A 19,087-nucleotide genomic window follows, 5' to 3' on the forward strand; every position below is an offset into this window, starting at 1 on the left:
GGGGAAGAAAAACCAGGGAAGGTAAGGACGGAAGGGCGGGAAGAAGAACCTGCGGCCTTTTCAGCCGCCCAAGGCTGCCGACTTTCTCACCGGCAAAACCTGCGGGGTTTCAGGTCGGCGGTAATACTCTATTACGCGGATCGGCCCCCTGAAGGGGTGACCTTGCGGGATACCTTTGACGCCCGGAGGAGGAATCGGGAACGGTGCCATTACCTGCTGGTCCCCACGAACGACACCCGGCAGGGCTTGCAGTCCGTCCTCGATCAGCTCCAGGCCAGCATCCCTGAGCTCCGGCAGATCATGCTTTGTTGCCAGGGCCAGCAGGCGCCCCTGAGCATCCCCGAGCAGCAGATCAATGCCCAACTGGTCGAGTATTTCCGCCTCACGATCGAACAACGAGGTGCCCCTCATGCTTGAGATCAAGCCCGGACACACCACCACCCTGCCGCGGGTCGGCACCTGGCCGGAAACGCGCCATGTCTTTGACGAGGCCAGCATCTGGGCGGTGAACGCCGCGCTGGCGGCGCAGCGGCCGCTCCTGGTACGGGGCGAGCCGGGATCCGGCAAGAGCCAGCTGGCCCGGGCCGCGGCCAAGGAGCTGGGGCGGGCCTTTGTGCCGGCGGTGGTGCACAGCCGCAGCGAAAGCCAGGATCTGCTCTTCTGCTACGATGCGGTCTGCCGTCTCGGCGAGGCCCAGGCCCTGGCAGCCAGCCGTGGCCAGGTCGATGTCCGGGCCGCCCTGGCACCGGTCCGTTTCGTGAGCCCCGGCCCTTTGTGGTGGACCTTCGACTGGCCGTCGGCAGCCGCGCAGGCCAAGCAGTGCCTGTCGGCAGCGCGGCCACCGGAAAGACCGAAGGGCTGGCAGCCCAAGACCGGTGGCGCCGTGCTGCTCATCGACGAGATCGACAAGGCCGAGGCCGATCTGCCCAACGGCCTCCTGGAGACCTTGGGCAACGGCGCCTTCACGGTGCCGCTCCTGGGCCGGTCCGTCGGTATGCGGCCGAAGGCGCCGACGTGAGATCGCGCGCTTTGTGCTCAGGAAGCATCCCCCGTCTGATCTGCAGCCATGACCGGCCGGATCGCGCCTGGGACAAAGGCCGGGGTGGGCCGGGCGGATCTTCTCGCCTGCCTGGGCCGGCTGGGGGAAGACGGCCTGGACCGGGCGGCTGGTCTGTTCGGGTTTGCGCCTGCCCCGCCGTTGCAGCCGACGATCCCTGTCCCCCCTGCCCCGGACACCCCGGCCGGGGAAGAGGCCAGACCGCCGGCCTCCGGTCCGGTGGAGCACCGTTTCGACAACACCCCCCGGCCGGCCCGTTTCTGGCACGTGGTCGCCTGCCGGCAGCTGTCCGAGGCCGAGGTGGCGCTGGAGGAGCCGGAGTGGCTTCGAGGGCAGAGGCCCCTCACCCCGGAAGAGATCAAACCGGATCCAACGGCCCGGGCGCTGCCCAGCCGGCCGCTTCTCCTGTGGTCCCGGCTCTGGCCCTTTCTCAAGGCGGCCCTGGGCGCGCACCAGACCGGCGGGGCGGTCGATCTGGAGCGGGCGGTGGCCATGCTGGCCACGGGTGGCCGGCCCCTGACCCGACTGCCCCGTCTTCCCCGCCTGCGCTTCGCGCCCACCAGTCAGCTCCTCCTGGACTTCGACCACCGGAGCGCCATGTTCTGGTCCGACTTCCGGGGTCTGGCCACGAGACTGGCCCGGCTGCGGGGCGGCGCCGGACTGGCGGTCCTGGCCCTCGACGCTGGACCGGGCGGGCGCATGCAGCGGTGGCAGCCCAGGAGCGGCGGCCGGCGCAGGGGCTGGCAGCCGGCCGGTCCGCCCCGGCCGTACCGGTTGCCGGAGCCCGGCTCGCCGGTGCTGGTGCTGAGCGACCTGGGCTACTACGACGCCAGCGGCCGGGCCCGTGAGGCCTGGCTGCGCTTCGGCCGCCGGCTGCGGCAGGCCGGTTTGGTCCCCACCGCCCTCAGCCCGACGCCACCCCGGCGCTGGGACCCGGAGCTGGCGGCGGTCTGGCGGCTGGCCTCCTGGGATCGGGGCGTCCGGCTGCCGCGGCTGGACCGGCCCGGTTGTCGCGGCCAGTCGCCCCGGGCCAATCCCCGGGCCGGGGAGGGGTGGGAGCAGCTGCTGGCGCTCCTGTCGCCGGCGGTCTCCGTGGAGCCGCCTCTCCTGCGGGCCATGCGCCTTCTCCTTCCCCAAGGCCAGGCCGATGTGGGCAGCGAGGCCGAGGCCTGGCTGCACCCGCACGTGCTTTCCTGCCTTCTGGGCTTCTTCTTTGCCGATGGCACCCAGAAGCGCTGGCGTGAGGATTTTCGCAAGCAGCCGGCCAGGTTGCGGCAGGCGGCCGGCCAGCTCATCCGGGCTCACCACGCCCACCTGCCGCCGGTGGTCCGCCACGAGGAGGAGCTTCTCCTGGGCAACCTGGCGGGCGAGAACGCCCCGGGCGAGGCGGCGCAGGCCTTTGTGGCCCGTACTGTCAAGACTCTTGAAGCCGAGCCGCGGCCGGAGATCAAGGATTTTGTCCGGCGGCAGGCTGGCCGCCAGCATGCCTCCATGTGGCGGTTCTGCGAGCCCCTGGCCGCGTTGTGGATCTTGGCCAACAAGGAGGAGCTGCAGGCCAGCCGGGTGGAGCTGCCGCCCGGGCTGGATCTGGCCCGAGTGGCCTGGGTGTTGGACCAGCCGGCGCCGCCCCGGGACTGTCGCCTCTGGCAGCAGGGGCCGGCCCTGGTGCTGACCGTCGATCCCGAGCTGCCGGCCTTCGGTCCGTCCGGGGCAGTGGCCACCGGCAGCCTGGTGGGGAGTCTGACAGCCCGGCGGCTGTTGCAGGCAGCCGGCGGAGCCGAGAAGGGGCCACACGGCGCGGTGGTGGGGGAGAAGGCCGCGGTGGTGGTGGAGCCGCTGCCGTCTGCCGGTCCCATCGTCCTCCGGAGCGAGGTGGAGGAGATGGCCATCGACACCGTGGCCAGGCCGGCCTGGGCGGCCGCCATGGGCCGGGACCGGCAGGGTCTTTTCGTGGAAATCGGGGAAGGGGAGGCCAGTCGCCGCGCCTACTGGCTCAACCCGGGCCGCTACCCGGTCGAGCAGCGTGCCGGCCAGGCCTTCCTGGCGATGGAGGAGGGGGCGTGGCTGGATGAGGCCGGGTTTCGGCCTCTGGTGCGCTCTGGTTTCCGGCAGCCGCCTTGGGCCGAGCGCTTTGGTGTTGATCCGTACGGCGTCTGGGCGGAGTTCCAGGTGAAAGGGGTCTGGCAGCGCATGCGCTGGATCCGGCCCGGCCGCTTCCTCATGGGCTCGCCGGAGGACGAGCCGGAGCGTGACGGGGATGAGCAGCAGCACGAGGTGATCCTGACCCGGGCCTTCTGGTTGGCGGATACTGCTTGCACCCAGGCGTTGTGGAAGGCGGTGATGGGGCGGAAGCAGCTCAGCCAGTTCAGGGGTGATTTAAGGCCGATGGAGAGTGTGAGCTGGGATCAATGCATGGACTTTGTGCGCAGGATCAACAAGCAGCTCCCAGGTCTTGGACTGCGGCTGCCCTTCGAGGCGGAGTGGGAATACGCCTGCCGGGCGGGCACCACGACGCCTTTTTCCTTCGGCGCAACGATTACCCCGGAGCAAGTCAACTACGATGGCAACTATCCGTATGCCGGCGGACGGAAGGGGTTGTACCGAAACGAGACGGTGGAGGTCGGGTCGCTGCCTGCCAACCCCTGGGGCCTCTTCGAGATGCACGGCAATGTCTGGGAGTGGTGCAGCGACTGGTATGGCGACTACCCGACCGGAAGCGTGGTCGATCCTGAAGGTTCGTCCACGCGCTCCGGGCGGGTGCTCCGTGGCGGCAGCTGGGTCATCGACGCCTGGAGGTGCCGTTCGGCCTACCGGTACAGGATCGACCCCGCCAACCGCTACGTCTTCATCGGCTTCCGCCTTGCCCGAGGTCAGTAGCCGAGCCAGCAAACAGGACAGGGAGGAGGCAGGGCCGGACAGATGCGGCGGAGCCGCGGCGGTCAGGCCCGGCCGGCGGCCGGAGGGAGGCATGCAATGAAGTACAGGTTTTTCGCCGTTCCAGCTTTGGATCCCGAAGTGGCTGCCAGCGAGTTGAACGGGTTTCTGGGCTCGGTGCGGGTCGCCAACCTCGAAAAGAACCTCATTGCCGACGGCCAGCGCAGCTTCTGGGCGGTCTGTGTTGCGTACTGGGAGGGCGGCGCACCGGCGGCCGGCCGCGGTGCCAGGATCGACTACCGGGAGGTGTTCGACGAGAAGGATTTTGCCCTGTTCGCCAGGCTGCGGGAGGCTATTCTGGACGAGACGGCCCCTGCTGGCCGCTTCCGGCAGTTCGTAATCGCGGATCCCAAGACGCGGATCATCCATGCGGCCTGCTTCCAGGACCGGGTGCTCCACCATGCCTTGATGCATCTGGCCGGTCCGGTTCTGGAACGGACCATGGTGCCGACCACCTACGCCTGCCGGCCAGGCAAGGGGCCGTTGGCCGGCGTGCACCGGGTGCAGCGGAACGTGCGCCGTTTTCCCTGGCTGGTCAAGATCGACATCGCAAAGTACTTTGCCTCGGTGGATCACAAGATTCTGTTGGACCTTCTGGACCGCCGGTTCAAGGGCCGGCAGGGGCTGGCGCTCATGGCCCGCATCCTGGGATCCTACGAAACGGACCCGGGGAAGGGACTGCCCATCGGTTCCCTCACCTCGCAGCATTTTGCCAACTTCTACCTGGACGGTCTGGACCGTTTTCTTCTGGAGGACCTGGGAGTGGCCGGTCACGTTCGGTACATGGATGACGTCATCTGGTGGTGCGCCAGCCGGGGCGAGGCCAAGGCATCCCTGCAAGAGGCGACGGAGTGGCTCGTCGCCAAGCGGCGGCTGGCCTTGCACCGAAACAGCCAGGTGAATCGGTCCGCGGCGGGTGTCACCTTCTGCGGTTTCCGGGTCAAGCCGGGTGCCCTGCTCCTGAGCCGTCGCCGCCGCCGGCGGTACAGCGAGCAGCGGACCAGCCTGGAGCAGGCCTTCGTCCATGGTCGGATCGGTGCCCTGGAGCTGCAGGCCCGTTTCGCCTCCGTTTTGGCCATCACCGCCCATGGTGATAGCCTCTCCTGGCGCCGGCAGGAGCTCCGGCGCCGTCCCTGTCCCATCGAGGGTTGATGATGGCTCCGGAAAGGGTGGTGGTCGCAACGCACCGAGCGGGTGCTCCGTGGCGGCAGCTGGATCAACAACGCCAGGAGGTGCCGTTCGGCCAACCGGAACAGGAACGAGCCCGGCAACCGCAACGACAATACCGGCTTCCGCCTTGCCCGAGCTCACCGGGTCCCCACGGCAGACAGGGCCCTCTGACCAGACCGCCATCCTGCCCGGCCGTGTTGTCCGGCGGCCGGCGAAAAGCCAACGGACCCCGGCATGCTGGTAGGGCGAGCGGATGCAGCCCGAAGGCTTGCCGGGTGTCCGCCTCCGAATCCTCGGCCGTCCTTCACGGGGCGGGGAGAACCAGTCGCTCGTGAGCGCCAAGCCTGACGACACCGGGGCACAGATCCGCCTGCATTCCACCCTTCCCGACAGCTTCCCCGCCCCCTGGGCCAGCGACTGGGGCGAGGACCGGTACGGGCGGCTGTGGATGGCCTTCACCTTTCAGGGTGTGCGCCAAGTCCTGCGCTGGATCCGGCCCGGCAGCTTCCAGATGGGCTCGCCGCCCAACGAGCCGGAGCGTTTCAAGAATGAAGAGCAGCACGAGGTGATCCTGACCCGAGGCTTCTGGCTGGCGGACACCGCCTGCAGCCAAAGGCTGTGGCAGGCGGTGATGGGCGAGAACCCCAGCCGGTTCAAGGGCGAGGCCAGGCCGGTGGAGCGGGTCGGTTGGGAGGACTGCCAGGCCTTCCTGGCCCGCATCAACGAGCAGGTCCCTGGCCTCGAGCTGCGGCTGCCCTCCGAGGCGGAATGGGAGTATGCCTGCCGGGCCGGCACCACGACGCCCTTTTCCTTTGGCACCACCATCACCCCTGACCAGGTCAACTACGATGGCAACCACCCGTATGCGGGCGACCGGAAGGGGTTGTATCGACAAGAGACGGTGGACGTCAAGTCGCTGCCCGCCAACCCCTGGGGTCTCTATGAGATGCACGGCAATGTCTGGGAATGGTGTGCGGACTGGTATGGGGAGTATTCGGCCGCAACCGTGGTCGACCCTGTGGGTCCATTTACAGGCACCGGGCGGGTGCTCCGTGGCGGCAGTTGGTCGACCGCGCCAGGGGGTGCCGTTCCGCCTACCGGCACAGGCTCGCCCCCGCCGACCGCCACGGCGACCGCGGCTTCCGCCTTGCCCGAGGTCAATGACAGGCCGGGCAGGCAGGGAGGCAGGTGGCGGCCGGGCCGGACAGACGCGGCGGAGCCGCGGCGGTCAGGACCTGCCGCCGCCGGCGCCGCCAGCCGGCTGCAGCCAAGGCCGGGAGCCCGGCCAGCGGCTCGACAGCGGCCGGGCCTTTTGCTACCTTGTGACCACAGGATGGAGCGCCCATCCACTTTCCTTTCAGGGCTTCATCATGCCAGCTCCCGATGACTACGATACCCCGTGGAAGGAGGTCCTGACCCGGTACTTCCCGGAGCTCATGGCCTTCTTTTTTCCGGAAGCCCATGCCAGTATCGACTGGTCCCGGGGATATGATTTTCTGGACAAGGAGCTCCGGCAGGTGACCCGGGATGCCAAGCTGGGCACGCGGCCGGCGGACAAGCTGGCCAGGGTCTGGCGCCACGGTGACGATGAAGAGGTCTGGGTACTGGTTCATCCCGAGATCCAGGGCCAGTCGCAGGCGGCCTTTGCCAAGCGGATGTATGTCTACAACTACCGGATCTTCGATCGATTCGACCGGATGGTGATGAGCTGCGCGATCCTGACCGATGATCGACCCGACTGGCGGCCAGATCGGTTCGGCTATCGGCTGCTGGGGTGCGAGGTGGGCTTCCGTTTTCCGGTGGCCAAGGTGCTCGACTATGCGGACCGCTGGCCGATGCTGGAGGCGGAGACCAACCCCTTTGCCACGGTGGTGATGGCCCACCTGAAGGCCCGGGAGACGAAGCGCTCGGCCTCCGAGCGGGCGCACTGGAAGATTGACCTGGTACGGCGACTCTACCGCAAGGGCTATGAGCGGCAGCAGGTGATCGATCTCTTCCGGTTCATCGACTGGCTCCTGGCCCTGCCTGAGGAGCTGGAGGAGGGCTTCTTGCGGCAGGTGGCCGCTATCGAGGAGGAAACGGCAATGCCCTACGTGACAAGTGTGGAACGGATCGGCATCAGGAAGGGGCTGGCTCAAGGCCTGGAGCAGGGCCTCGAAAAGGGACTCGAACAGGGCCTTCGCCAGGGTTTCGCGCAGGGCCGCGAGCAGGGTGTGGAACTGGGCCGCCGGGAGGCGTTGCGGGCGGTGGCTGTCAACCTGATGGATCTGCTCGATGACGAGGCCATCGCCCAGCGCACCGGGCTGCCCCTGGAGGAGGTCCGGCAGCTGCGAGCCGGCGTCCCGCGGCCCCCCGCGAGGTCTGGCTCGTAGCCCAGCAGGCGGCCGCCAGGAGGAGCGCCGCTTCTCGCCGGCTTCGCCGGGCGCCTCATAAGAAACAACGGCCACCAGAGCCGACTTCCGGCGTGGTACCCATTCGGGTGCGCCCCCCGCATGGCAACTCTTTCCGCCCCCGCCGCCCTGCGCCGGAGGGCGCCTTCGCGCACGGCCCCGCCTCAGGCCACGGCCGCCTGCACCGCCGCCACCCCCATCCGCTCCACGAAGCGGGCGGTTCTTTCCTTCTTCTTGCCCTCACCGCGGTAGTACTCCAGGACCCGTCGCACCTTGGCCACCACCTCGTCGTCTGACAGGCCCTCGGCCAGGACATCGGCGATCCGTGGCCGGCCGCCGCTGTTGCCGCCGAAGGTGAGGGTCCAGCCGGCCTTCTTGCCGATCACCCCCACATCCCGCAGATAGCTCTCGCCGCAGCACATGGAGCAGCCGGACACCCCCATCTTGAGCTTGGCGGGCAGCGCCATATCCATGAAGATCTGCTCCAGGGCCAGGCCCAGGGACAGGGAATCCCGCAGCCCCAGGGAGCAGACCGTGTTTCCCGGGCAGGCCTGCACGTAGTGGAGACAGAGCTCCAGGGCCCGGCCGGCGTCCATGGCCAGATCCTGCCAGATGCCGGGCAGGTCCTCTTTCCTGATGCCCACCAGGGCCAGCCGTTGGCCGGAGGTGATCTTGACAATGGGGATCTGGTACCGGCGGGCCACGGCACTGAGCCGCTCCAGCACCTCAGCCGACACGATCCCGGCCGGGGTCCGGGGCACGATGGCGTAGGTGGTCTTGTCCCGCTGCAGGATTGCTCCGTGGGGCTGCTCGCTCATGAAAAAGCCTCCTTGTGGGGATGATGATCCGGACGGCCTGGGGGCCTGGCGCGGCCCGGTTCCTTGACTTTCCCTTGGGGCATGGAAGAGACTTGACCGTACCAAGGGAGCCGCCAGATGTCGACCCGGGATTGCGGGGACACCAGCGGATCGGGGGGCTCCCGGGCCGGAGGAGCGCCCATGCACCGATACCGACGGTTGGCCGCCCTGCTGCTCCTGGTGGGCCTGTGGCCGGCCGCGCTCCAGGCAGCGGACGTCGACTTCGCCGCCGCCCGCCAGGCGATGGTGGCCGAGCAGCTGCGGCAGCGGGGCATCCGCGCCGAAGCCGTCCTGGCGGCCATGGCCGCGGTGGAGCGCCATCTCTTCGTGCCGGAGCGGTTCCGGGACCAGGCGTATGAAGATGGGCCGCTGCCCATCGGCTTCGGCCAGACCATCTCCCAGCCGTACATCGTTGCCGCCATGACCGAGGCGGTGAAGCCGGCCCCAGGCCAGCGGGTCCTGGAGATCGGCACCGGCTCCGGCTACCAGGCCGCGGTGCTGGCCCGGATCGTGGGCGAGGTGGCCACGATCGAGATCGTGCCTGAGCTGGCCCGCTCTGCCGAAGGGCGGCTGGCCGCCCTGGGCTTCAGCAATGTGGCGGTCCGGCAGGCGGACGGCTACCACGGCTGGCCGGAGAAGGCGCCCTTCGACGCCATCGTGGTCACTGCCGCCGCGGCATTCATCCCACCCCCCTTGATCGACCAGCTCAAGGACGGCGGCCGCATGGTGATCCCGGTGGGCTCGCCCTTCATGGTCCAGACGCTCATGCTGGTGGAAAAGAAGGGTGGTGAGGTCAGGACCACCGCCCTTATGCCGGTCCGCTTTGTGCCTTTCCGGAGAGGGCCGTGAGGCCGGCGGCCCATCCGCCGGCCGCTCTTTGTCTGGCCATCGGCCTCCTGTCCTGCGGTCTCATCGCCTGCCAGCTGGCCTTGATGCAGCTCCTGGCCCTGGTGCAGTGGCACCATTTCGCCTACCTCATCATCGCCGTGGCCCTCCTGGGCTTTGGCGCCGCCGGCACCCTCCTGGCCCTGCTTGCCCCGGCGCGGCGGCAGCGGCTCCCGGAGCTGATGCCAACGCTCCTGTTGGCCACCGCCGCCGCCATGGCGTTGCTCGTGCCGGCGAGTCATCTGGTCCTCGGCCGCTTCGACGCCTACGAGATCCTGGTCGACCCCGGTCAGATCCTCCTTTTGGGCGCCTTGCAGCTCCTCTTCTTCGTGCCCTTTTTCCTGGGCGCTTTGCCCATCGGCATCGCCTTTGCCAGCCACACCCAGGGGATCGGCACCCTCTACCTGGCCAACCTTCTGGGCTCCGGTCTGGGAGGGCCGGCCGCCATCCTGGCCCTGGGTCTGGTGGCGCCCCAGAGGCTGCCGGTGCTCCTGGCGGTTTTGCCCCTGGCCGGTGGCCTCTGCCTTGGCGGCTGGCCGCCTTCCCGCCGGAGGCTGGCCGCAGCGCTCCTGGCAATGGTGCTCCTGGCGGTGGCCTGGACCGGCCCGTGGACGCCGCGGCTTTCCGCCTACAAGGATCTGAGCCATGCCCGGCAGCTGCCCGAGGCCGTGGTCCGGGCCCGGCAGCCGAGCCCGCAAGGCCTGGTGGAGCGGCTGGCGGCGCCGGCGCTGCGCCATGCGCCGGGTCTCAGTCTCCACTATCGAGGCGAGGTGGCGGCCCGGGATGGCATCTTCGTGAACGGCGACTGGTGGGGTGCGGTGCCCCCGTGGCCGCCGGAGGCGAGCGGCCCGCTTCTGGACCAGACCCCGGCGGTGCTGCCTTACCGCCTGGCCCCGCGGCCGCAGGTGCTGGTGCTCCATGCCGGCAGCGGCGAGGCGGTGGGCCAGGCCCTCGTCCATGGCGGCCGGGTGATCGCCGTGGAGCCGCATCGGACCGCGGTGGCCGTCGCCCGCTCGAGCGCCAGCCCGTATGACGATCCCGGGGTGGCCCTGCACGTCATCGAGCCCCGCACCTTCCTGGCCCGGGACCAGGGCCGCTACGACCTCATCACCCTGCCGGCCGTGGGCGGCTTCGGCTCCTCGGGGCTTCTCGCCCTGCAGGAGCAGTATCTGCTCACCAGGGAAGGCTTCGACGCCCTGTGGGCGCATCTGACCCCTGGCGGGGTCCTGCAGGTCACCGCCTGGCTGGACTTCCCGGCCCGGGCGTCCCTGCGGCTGGCCGCCACCGTGGCCGAGCTTCTGGAGCGCCAGGGGGTGGGGGATCCCCGGTCGCATCTGGCGGTGGTGCGCTCCTGGGCCAGCATCACCTTTCTGGTCGCCAGGAGCCCCTTGCCCGGCGAGGAGGTGGGTCGCCTGGGCGAGGCCTGCCAGGCCCTGGGTTTTGACCTCTTCCTGGCCCCGGGGCGCGCTCCCGAGGCGGGGAGCCGCTTCCACCAGCTGGAGAACGAACAGTTTCTCAAGGATCTCCGGGACCTGCTCGGTCCCGACCGGGAGCGGGTCCTGGCCGACTACCCTTTCGACATCCGGCCGGCCCGGGATGACCGCCCCTTCTTCTTCCAGCTCCTGTCCTGGCAAAGCCTGCCGCTTCTGGCCAGGCTCTTCGGCGAGCGGGCCCTGCCGCTGGTGGAGATGGGCTATGCCGTGGTCCTGGTCACCGTGGTCCAGCTGGCAGTGGCTGCGGCCATCCTGGTGCTCCTGCCCCTGGCCCGCCGGCGTGGCGCCGGCAGCCTGCGCCTCTGGACGCTCCGCCATTTCGGCGGCATCGGCGTGGCCTACATGTTCGTGGAGATCGCCCTCATCCATGAGCTGGTGCTCGCCTTTGGCCAGGCCATGGAGGCGGCGGCCGCTGCCATCGGCATTCTCCTCGTCGCCTCGGGGAGCGGCAGCTTCGTCTCGGACCGCCTGGCCGCCAGCCGGCGGGCGGCCGGCCGAGCCGCGGCGGCGGCCGGGCTGGCGGTGGCCCTCCTGGCGCTGCTCCTGCCGGCAACCGTGCGGGCCACCATCGCCTGGCCCCTGGGCGTAAAGGCCCTGGCCGTGGTGCTGGCCATAAGCCCAGCGGCCTTTGCCATGGGCTTCTGCTTTCCCCTGGGTATGCGGGTGCTCGATCAGGAGGGAGGCGGCCGGGTGGCCTGGGGCTGGTCGATCAACGGCTGCGCCTCGGTGGCCAGCGCCGCCCTGGCGGTGGTGGTCGCCGTGGAGTGGGGCTTCCGGGCGGTACTGCTGGCCGCGGTGGCTGCTTACGGCCTGGCGGCCTGGGGACCGGCAGTCGACACCCGCCGGGTGTTTTGGTAGGGTAGGTAACCAACGACCACCGGGGGTACCGGGGCAACCATGCCCCCACCCCAGCCCTCTCCCGCTGGGGGAGGGAGCGCAACACACCATGGCTCGGGAGGGGTACGCCTCCTCCCCCCAGCGGGGGGGAGGCCGGGAGGGGGGCAGCCTCCGCCAGCGCTGGCTATCCCGCTGCCCAACCGCCGAGCCGAGCGGCAGCCGCCATCCCCTCCTTCTTGTGCGAGGAGCCTCATGCCTTCGTCCGCCGACTGCGCGCCGGAAGCTTGCCGGCGCCGGGGGAGGTGGGCTCGTAGATACGCGGGCGTCGCCCATGCGGCGCCGGCTTGCAGGACCAAAGCATCCAGCTTGGCGTCGGCCTTGTCGAATATCCGCCACTGCCGCCTGCCCTTGACAGACGGGGCAGGCGGCATCATATTTTGCGCCACTTTGCCGGCCGCCGCGCCCCGCTCGGGGATCACGGGCTGCGGCCGGGTCGATTTGTCTTTTCGCCGCACCGGCGACAACGCTCCAATCCCTCTGGCAGCACGAGGTTGTGCCAATGACCACCGAGCATCCTGTTACGGAAACCCTGGAGTTCCAGGCCGAGGTCAAGAAGGTCCTGGATATCGTCATCCATTCCTTGTACACCGAGCGGGAGATCTTTGTCCGGGAGCTGGTGTCGAACGCCGCCGATGCGTGCGAGCGCCAGCGCCACCTGGCGGTGGTGGAGCAGGAGATCTTCGACGCCCATGTGCCGCTCGAGATCTCCCTGGCGGTGGACGACAAGGCCGGCACCCTCACCATCACCGATACCGGGGTGGGGATGACCCGGGAGGAGCTGGTGGCCAATCTGGGCACCATCGCCCATTCCGGCTCCCGGGCCTTTCTGGCCGGTCTGGCCGAGGCCGCGGCCAAGGATCTCTCCCTCATCGGCCAGTTCGGGGTCGGGTTCTACTCCGCCTTCATGGCCGCGAAGAAGGTGCGGGTGCTGTCCCGCTCCTATCGGCCGGATGCCCAGGGCTGCGAATGGACCTCGGACGGCAGCACCTACACCGTTCAGTCGGCGCCGGGCTTACGGCGGGGCACCAGGATCATCATCGAGCTGCGGGACGACGCCAAAGAGTTTGCGGATGCCGCCCGCATCAAGCGCATCATCCGCCAGTACTCCAACTTCGTGCCCTTCCCCATCCTCATGGACGGCGAGAAGCTCAACACCATCCAGGCCCTGTGGACCCGGAGCAAGAGCGAGATCGAGGACAAGGAGTACACCGAGTTCTACAAGTTCATTGCCAATGCCATGGACGAGCCGCTGACCCGGCTCCATTTTGCCACCGACGCCCCTCTGGCCATCCGGGCCCTCCTCTTCGTGCCCCAGGACAACTTCGAGCGCCTGGGCTTCGGCCGCAGCCAGCCGGGGGTGAACCTCTACTGCCAGCGGGTGCTCATCGAGCAACATTCCGCCAACATCCTGCCGGACTGGCTCAGGTTCCTCAAAGGGGTGGTGGACTCCGACGACCTGCCCTTGAACATCTCCCGTCAGGCCCTCCAGGACAGCACCCTGGTCAGCCGGATCAAGCGCATCGTCACCGGCCGCTTTCTGAAGCACCTGGAGGAGGAGGCCAAGAACAGCCCCGAGACCTTCGCCTCCTTCTGGAAGACCTTCGGGGTCTACCTCAAGGAAGGGGTGACCACCGATTTTGCCCACCGGGACGAGCTGGCCCGCCTGCTGCGCTTCCAGTCATCGAGCAGCGAGGGCGAGGCCCTGGTCTCCCTGGACGACTACCTGGGCCGCATGGCCGAGGGCCAGAAGGAGATCTACTACATCAACGGCCCCAACCGGGCGGCCATCGAGGCCGGACCCTATGTCGAGGCCTTCCGCAGCCGCAACATCGAGATCCTCTACACCCTCGATCCCCTGGATGACTTTGTCCTCACCCAGCTGGGCGAGTACCGGGACAAGAAGCTGACCTCCGCCGACCGGGCGGAGCTGGAGCTGCCGCCGGCCGCCGCCGAGGAGGCCAGGGCCGAGGAGGCCCCCCTGGAGGCGCCGGTGGTGACGAGTCTCACCGGCTGGATGCGGGCGCTCCTGGGCGAGCGGGTCAGCGAGGTGCGGGAGTCGAAGCGCCTGGTGGACAGCCCGGCCATGGTGGTGAGCCAGGGCGGCATGCTCACCGCCAGCATGGAGCGCATCCTGCGGGCGGCCAACCAGGATCTGGCCGAGATGGGTCCCAAGATCCTGGAGATCAACACCCATCATCCCATGATCAAGAGCCTGGCCCAGCTGCGGCTCAAGGACGAGGCCTTTGCCGGGATGGTGGTGGAGCAGATCTTCGACAACGCCATGGTTCAGGCCGGCCTGCTGGTGGACAGCCGCAAGCTGGTGGAGCGGGTCTACGCCATCTTGGACCGGACGGTGCGAACCGCGGAATAGTGAACAAGGAGTCAGGAGAGCCTACGCGATCATGATCGACGTCAAGAGCCTGTCCAAATCCTATGGCGAGGTCCAGGCCTTGCAGGACGTGTCGTTCACGGTCCAGGCCGGGGAGGTGATCGGCCTTCTGGGACCCAACGGCGCCGGCAAGACCACCCTCATGAAGATCCTCACCGGCTATCTGCAGCCCTCGGCCGGCACCGCCGTGGTGGCTGGCCGGGACATCCTGGCGGAGCGCCAGGCCATCCAGGCCCTGATCGGCTACCTGCCGGAGAACGCCCCCCTCTATCCGGAGCTGTCGGTGCAAAGCGCTCTCAAGCTGGTGGCGGATCTCAGAGGCATCCCGGCCGCGGAGCAGCCGCGGCTCATCGGCGCGGCGGTCAAGGCCACCGGCCTGGTGGATCGGCTGACCCGGCCCATCGGCACCCTGTCCAAGGGCTACCGCCAGCGGGTGGGTCTGGCCCAGGCCATCCTGCACCAGCCGAAGATCCTCATCCTCGATGAGCCCACCAATGGCCTCGATCCCACCCAGATCCTGGAGGTTCGGCATCTCATCCAGCGCCTGGCCCAGAAGGCGACGGTCATCATCTCCACCCACATCCTCTCCGAGGTGGAGGCCACCTGCGACCGGGCGATCATCATCATGCGTGGCCAGCTCAAGGCCGATGCCCGCCTGGCCGATCTGGCCGCCACTGCAGACGCTGTGGTGACGGTGGCGGGCGCCGGCAACGGCCGGGTGCAGCAGGTCCTCAAAGGGCTGCCCGGCGTCAAGGGCGTCGAGGTGGCGGAAGCGCGGCAGGATCGGGTGACCTACCGCGTGCGGGGCGGAAGCGACGCCGATCTCTGCCCGGCGATCTATGACGCGGCCCGCCTGCATGACTGGCGCCTTGCCCAGCTGCGGCCGGATGTCCGTACCCTGGAGGCGGTCTTTGCCCGCCTCGCCACCCAGGAAGGGGGGGTGACCCCATGAGCCAGGTCCTTGCCATCACCCGAAAGGAGCTGAAGACCGCCTTCGGCTCCCCCATGGCCGCCATCTTCATCGGCGCCTTTCTGCTCGCCACCCTCTTCGCCTTCTTCTGGGTCGAGACCTTCTTTGCCCGCAACACCGCCGACGTGCGGCCGCTCTTCACCTGGATGCCGATCCTCCTGGTCTTCCTCACCGCGGCGCTGACCATGCGGCAGTGGAGCGAGGAGCAGAAGATGGGCACCCTGGAGATCCTCCTGACCCTGCCGGTGCCGCTGCCGGCCCTGGTGCTGGGCAAGTTCTTGGCCGTGCTCTGTCTGGTGGCGGTGAGCCTGGCGCTGACCGCCGGCCTGCCCGTCACCGTTGCCTTCATGGGCGAGCTCGACTGGGGGCCGGTGGCGGGCGGCTACCTGGGCGCCCTGCTGGTGGCGGCCAGCTACACCGCCATCGGGCTTTTCATCTCCTCCCGGACGGACAACCAGATCATCGCCCTCATCCTCACCGTGCTGGTGGCCGGGCTCTTCTATCTGGTGGGCTCCAGCGGCGTGGTGGGCTTTGCCGGCACCAGCACCGCCGAGCTGCTGCGCCTCCTGGGCACCGGCAGCCGCTTTGCCAGCATCGAGCGGGGGGTGGTGGATCTGCGGGACCTCGTCTACTACGGCTCCTTGTGTCTGGGCTTCCTGGCCCTCAACACCCTGTCCCTGGACCGCAGCCGCTGGAGCGGCGGCCCGCGCACCAGGAGCTACCGCGTGAACGCCGTCCTGGCGGTGATCCTGGCACTGGCCAACCTTGCGCTGCTCAACCTGTGGCTGACCCGGGTGCCCAGCCTGCGGATCGACCTCACCGCCGGCCGGGAGTACTCCATCTCCTCCACCACCCGGGATCTTTTGGCCAACCTCCGGGAGCCCCTGACCCTGACCGGCTACTTCAGCGAGCGCACCCATCCCCTGCTGGCCCCCCTGGTGCCCCGGATCCGGGATCTCCTCGCCGAGTACCGCCTGGCCGGCGAGGGCAAGGTGGCGGTCAGCTTCGTGGATCCCAAGGAGGACGAGGAGCTGGAGGCCGAGGCCAATCAGATGTACGGCATCCGGCCGGTGCCTTTCCAGATCGCCGGCCGTTACGAGGCCTCGGTGGTCAACTCCTACTTCCATCTCCTGGTCAAGTACGGCGACCAGTACGCCACCCTGGGCTTCGACGACCTCATCGAGGTGCAGCGCCACAAGGACGGCCAGCTGGATGTGCGCCTGCGGAACCTCGAATACGACCTGACCAAGTCCATCAAGAAGGTGGTCTACGGCTTCCAGAGCCTGGCCGCGGTCTTTGCCGACGTCGGCCAGCCCATGACGCTCACTGCCTATGTCACCCGGGCCAGTCTGCCGCCGGAGCTGGGCGAGGTGCCGGGCCGCATCGACAAGGTGGCCGCCGAGATCGAAAAGGAGTCCGGTGGCAAGTTCCAATACCGGATGCTGGACCCGGACGAGCCGGGGGCCGGGGTGAGCCGCCAGCAGCTGACAGAAGGCCAGGGCCTGCGGCCGTTCTCCCTGGGCCTCTTCTCGGAGGAATCCTTCTATCTCCACCTCGTCTTGCAGGTGGGCGACAAGAGCGAGCGGGTCTATCTGGGCGGCGAGATGGCGGAGGCGGATATCCGCAAAGACCTGGAGGCGGCCCTGAAGCGCTCCTCTTCGGGCTTCCTCAAGACCGTCGGGCTGTGGACGCCGAAGCCCAGCGCCCCGCCGTATGGCGGCCAGCCGCCCCAGGGGCCCACCTTCCAGGCCTTGACCGAGGCCTTGCGCAGCAACTACAACCTCTTGCCGGTGGATCTGGCCGACGGCCGGGTGCCCGGCGAGGTGGATGTGCTCCTTCTGGTCGCTCCCCAGGCGATGACCGATGCCATGCGCTTCGGCGTCGACCAGTACCTGATGCGGGGCGGCGCGGTGGTCACCCTGGCCGGCCACTACGCCCTGGACCTGCAGCCCTACGCCAACCGGCTGGGGGTGAAGAAGATCGAAGGGGGGCTGGCCGAGCTGCTCGCCGCCTATGGGATCAAGGTGGAGGACGGCCTGGTCATGGACCTGCAGAACGAGCCCTTCCCGGTGCCGGTCTCCCGCAACCTGGGTGGCGGCTTCGTGGTCCAGGAGATCATGCAGGTCAACTACCCCTATTTCGTGGATGTGCGCTCCTCGGGCATGAACCGGGAGAGCCCGGTGGTGGCCAACCTGCCGGCGGTAACCCTGAACTGGGCATCGCCGTTGGCGGTCGATGCCGCGGCCAGCGGCGGCAAGGCCTTCACCACCCTGCTCCAGTCGAGCCCCCAGTCCTGGGTGACCACCAGCACCGACGTGCAGCCGGACTTCAGCCGCTATCCGGATCAGGGCTTCGCCACCGGCGAGACCATGGCCCCAAGCGTCCTGGCCCTGGCCATGCCCGGTCCTTTCACCAGCTACTTTGCCGACAAGCCGGCTCCGGTGCTGGCCGCGGACAAGCCGGACCCCGGGCCGGAGCTGGGACCGGACGGCCAGGCACTGCCGCCCAAGGAGCCGGAGGCGGACAAGACCCCCGAGCCGCCGCCGCCCCTGGTCAAGCGCTCCCCGGATTCGGCCCGGCTGGTGGTGGTGGGCTCCGCGGAGTTTGTGAACGACACCGTCATCCGCATCACCCAGAGCCTGGGCCAGGACCGGTTCCTCAGCGGCCTGGAGCTGGTGCAAAACGCCATCGACTGGGCGGTGGAGGACGAGGATCTCCTGGCCATCCGCTCCCGCGGCACCCACGCCCGGCTCCTCGCCCCCATGAGCCGGAAGGAGCAGTCGGTCTGGGAGGGGATCAACTACGGCATCGCCATTGTCGCTCTGGTGGCGGTGAGCATCGCCGGCGCCGTGTCCCGGCGCCGGGAGACGGCCATGGCCATCGAGCTTGGCGAGTGAGGAGGATGCGCGCATGAATACGAAGAACCGGATCCTGGCCGGCCTCCTCATCGGCCAGTTTGTCCTGGCAGCGTTTCTGCTCTGGCCCCGGGGCGAGGCGGCCGGCCCGGTGGCCGGGCCGCTTCTGACCGGCGTGGCCGCCGACCAGATCCAGGAGATGACCATCCGGGACGGGGCCGGCAAGTCCCTGACCATGGCGCGGGGCAGCGACGGCCTGTGGATCCTGCCGGCCCAGGAGGGCTATCCGGCGGCCCGGGCCAAGGTGGACAGCTTCCTCCAGAAGCTCCTGGGCCTGTCCCGGGAGCGGCTGGTGACCCGCACCGTCTCCAGCCACAAGCGGCTCAAGGTGGCAGCGGACGAGCACGAGCGCCTGGTGGAGCTGAAGACCGGGCCGGAGACCAGCGTCAGCCTCTACCTGGGCACCTCGCCCTCCTACAAGACCATCCACATGCGGCTGGCCGGCGACGACGCGGTCTTTCTGGGCCGGGACCTCCACACCTGGGAGGCTGGCCTGGAGCCGGAGGCCTGGTGGGAGACCGCGTATCTCAAGCTGGCGGCGGACGAGATCACCGGCCTGATGGTGGAAAACGCCCAGGGCCGGCTGGAGCTGACCCGCCCCGAGGGGCAGGGCTGGCAGCTGCTGCAGGCCGGCGAGGCGAAGCCGGCCAAGGCCGAGGCGGTGGAGGAGCTGGTGCGGGCGGCCAGCGGGATCACCATGACGAAGAGCCTGGGCCGCACCGAGAAGCCGGAATACGGCCTGGTCAAGCCCACCCTCTCCGTGAGCCTCAGCGGCAAGGAGCGGCAGGTGGGCTACCGGATCGGCGCCAAGCAGGAGACCAGCTATCCGGTCAAATCCACCGACTCGCCCTTCGTGGTGCAGGTGGCGGAATTCAGCCTCCAGGGTCTCCTGGCGGCCAAGGCGGAGGATCTCCTGGCCCCGCCCCCGCCTTCACCGGAGCCTTTGCCGGAGCCGCCGGCCGCCGAGGCCCTGCCGGTGCTGCCGGAAGGGGCCGAAGCACCGGCGCCGGAAGCCTTGCCGGCGGAGGGGCTGTCCCTGCCCCCGGCCGCCGAGTCGCCGCCGGCGCCGGGTCCATGAACCGCGACTGGCCGCCGGTCCGCGCCTTCTACGCCCTGGTGGGCCGCCTTCT

The 19,087-nt window shown here is 69.1% G+C and carries 13 protein-coding genes and 1 pseudogene; 12 read left to right on the top strand and 2 right to left on the bottom strand.

Going from position 1 to position 19,087, the window contains the following annotated elements:
• Positions 1-60: 60 nt before the first annotated feature.
• Positions 61-396, bottom strand: a complete 336-nt coding sequence (locus tag AB1634_12875; protein MEW6220410.1) for a hypothetical protein — start codon at positions 394-396, stop codon at positions 61-63.
• A gap of 13 nt (positions 397-409) precedes the next feature.
• Here AB1634_12875 and AB1634_12880 point away from each other — a divergent pair, with 13 nt between their 5' ends.
• From AB1634_12880 to AB1634_12905, 6 genes and pseudogenes are all read left to right on the top strand, one after another.
• The gene (locus AB1634_12880; protein MEW6220411.1) at positions 410-1,018 is read left to right on the top strand and encodes an AAA family ATPase; all 609 of its coding nucleotides are present in this window, start codon (positions 410-412) and stop codon (positions 1,016-1,018) included.
• A gap of 48 nt (positions 1,019-1,066) precedes the next feature.
• Positions 1,067-3,934: a formylglycine-generating enzyme family protein gene (locus AB1634_12885; GenBank protein MEW6220412.1), complete on the top strand. Its 2,868-nt coding sequence runs from the start codon at positions 1,067-1,069 to the stop codon at positions 3,932-3,934.
• 96 nt (positions 3,935-4,030) lie between these two features.
• The gene (locus AB1634_12890) at positions 4,031-5,143 is read left to right on the top strand and encodes a reverse transcriptase/maturase family protein (GenBank protein MEW6220413.1); all 1,113 of its coding nucleotides are present in this window, start codon (positions 4,031-4,033) and stop codon (positions 5,141-5,143) included.
• Between the two features lie 39 nt (positions 5,144-5,182).
• Positions 5,183-5,332: pseudogene (locus AB1634_12895) on the top strand (SUMF1/EgtB/PvdO family nonheme iron enzyme).
• Between the two features lie 160 nt (positions 5,333-5,492).
• Complete coding sequence (locus AB1634_12900; GenBank protein MEW6220414.1) at positions 5,493-6,548, top strand: formylglycine-generating enzyme family protein; 1,056 nt, start codon at positions 5,493-5,495, stop codon at positions 6,546-6,548.
• On the top strand, positions 6,532-7,533 hold the full coding sequence (locus AB1634_12905) for a cytosolic protein (protein ID MEW6220415.1): 1,002 nt from the start codon (positions 6,532-6,534) through the stop codon (positions 7,531-7,533). The genes AB1634_12900 and AB1634_12905 overlap by 17 nt, the downstream gene beginning before the upstream one ends.
• Before the next feature lie 182 nt (positions 7,534-7,715).
• Here AB1634_12905 and AB1634_12910 read toward each other — a convergent pair whose 3' ends face one another.
• Positions 7,716-8,369: an NAD(P)/FAD-dependent oxidoreductase gene (locus tag AB1634_12910; protein ID MEW6220416.1), complete on the bottom strand. Its 654-nt coding sequence runs from the start codon at positions 8,367-8,369 to the stop codon at positions 7,716-7,718.
• A 282-nt stretch (positions 8,370-8,651) separates the two neighbouring features.
• Between AB1634_12910 and AB1634_12915 the strand changes: the two genes are divergently transcribed.
• The 6 genes from AB1634_12915 to AB1634_12940 all read left to right on the top strand — a co-directional run bounded on the left by AB1634_12915 (position 8,652) and on the right by AB1634_12940 (position 19,035).
• Positions 8,652-9,257: a protein-L-isoaspartate(D-aspartate) O-methyltransferase gene (locus AB1634_12915; GenBank protein MEW6220417.1), complete on the top strand. Its 606-nt coding sequence runs from the start codon at positions 8,652-8,654 to the stop codon at positions 9,255-9,257.
• On the top strand, positions 9,254-11,644 hold the full coding sequence (locus AB1634_12920; GenBank protein MEW6220418.1) for a spermidine synthase-like protein: 2,391 nt from the start codon (positions 9,254-9,256) through the stop codon (positions 11,642-11,644). The genes AB1634_12915 and AB1634_12920 overlap by 4 nt, the downstream gene beginning before the upstream one ends.
• Positions 11,645-12,182: 538 nt before the next feature.
• On the top strand, positions 12,183-14,054 hold the full coding sequence (gene htpG, locus AB1634_12925) for a molecular chaperone HtpG (GenBank protein MEW6220419.1): 1,872 nt from the start codon (positions 12,183-12,185) through the stop codon (positions 14,052-14,054).
• Between the two features lie 31 nt (positions 14,055-14,085).
• Complete coding sequence (locus AB1634_12930; protein ID MEW6220420.1) at positions 14,086-15,024, top strand: ATP-binding cassette domain-containing protein; 939 nt, start codon at positions 14,086-14,088, stop codon at positions 15,022-15,024.
• Positions 15,021-17,939 carry a Gldg family protein gene (locus AB1634_12935; protein MEW6220421.1) on the top strand — a complete coding sequence of 973 codons (2,919 nt, stop codon included), beginning with the start codon at positions 15,021-15,023 and terminating at the stop codon, positions 17,937-17,939. The genes AB1634_12930 and AB1634_12935 overlap by 4 nt, the downstream gene beginning before the upstream one ends.
• Positions 17,940-17,952: 13 nt before the next feature.
• Positions 17,953-19,035, top strand: coding sequence for a DUF4340 domain-containing protein (locus AB1634_12940; GenBank protein ID MEW6220422.1), 1,083 nt, complete (start codon positions 17,953-17,955; stop codon positions 19,033-19,035).
• The last annotated feature ends 52 nt before the right edge of the window (positions 19,036-19,087 follow it).

The sequence above is a fragment of the Thermodesulfobacteriota bacterium genome (assembly GCA_040755095.1).
Taxonomy (GTDB): Bacteria; Desulfobacterota; Desulfobulbia; order Desulfobulbales; family JBFMBH01; genus JBFMBH01.

What these genes read in the sequence shown, in the direction of transcription:
- htpG (MEW6220419.1), top strand. Translation starts at nt 12,183, where the DNA reads ATGACCACCGAGCATCCTGTTACGGAAACCCTGGAGTTCCAGGCCGAG.
- AB1634_12935 (MEW6220421.1), top strand. Translation starts at nt 15,021, where the DNA reads ATGAGCCAGGTCCTTGCCATCACCCGAAAGGAGCTGAAGACCGCCTTC.
- AB1634_12915 (MEW6220417.1), top strand. Translation starts at nt 8,652, where the DNA reads ATGGTGGCCGAGCAGCTGCGGCAGCGGGGCATCCGCGCCGAAGCCGTC.
- AB1634_12890 (MEW6220413.1), top strand. Translation starts at nt 4,031, where the DNA reads ATGAAGTACAGGTTTTTCGCCGTTCCAGCTTTGGATCCCGAAGTGGCT.
- AB1634_12880 (MEW6220411.1), top strand. Translation starts at nt 410, where the DNA reads ATGCTTGAGATCAAGCCCGGACACACCACCACCCTGCCGCGGGTCGGC.
- AB1634_12930 (MEW6220420.1), top strand. Translation starts at nt 14,086, where the DNA reads ATGATCGACGTCAAGAGCCTGTCCAAATCCTATGGCGAGGTCCAGGCC.
- AB1634_12910 (MEW6220416.1), bottom strand. Translation starts at nt 8,369, where the DNA reads ATGAGCGAGCAGCCCCACGGAGCAATCCTGCAGCGGGACAAGACCACC.
- AB1634_12905 (MEW6220415.1), top strand. Translation starts at nt 6,532, where the DNA reads ATGCCAGCTCCCGATGACTACGATACCCCGTGGAAGGAGGTCCTGACC.
- AB1634_12940 (MEW6220422.1), top strand. Translation starts at nt 17,953, where the DNA reads ATGAATACGAAGAACCGGATCCTGGCCGGCCTCCTCATCGGCCAGTTT.
- AB1634_12885 (MEW6220412.1), top strand. Translation starts at nt 1,067, where the DNA reads ATGACCGGCCGGATCGCGCCTGGGACAAAGGCCGGGGTGGGCCGGGCG.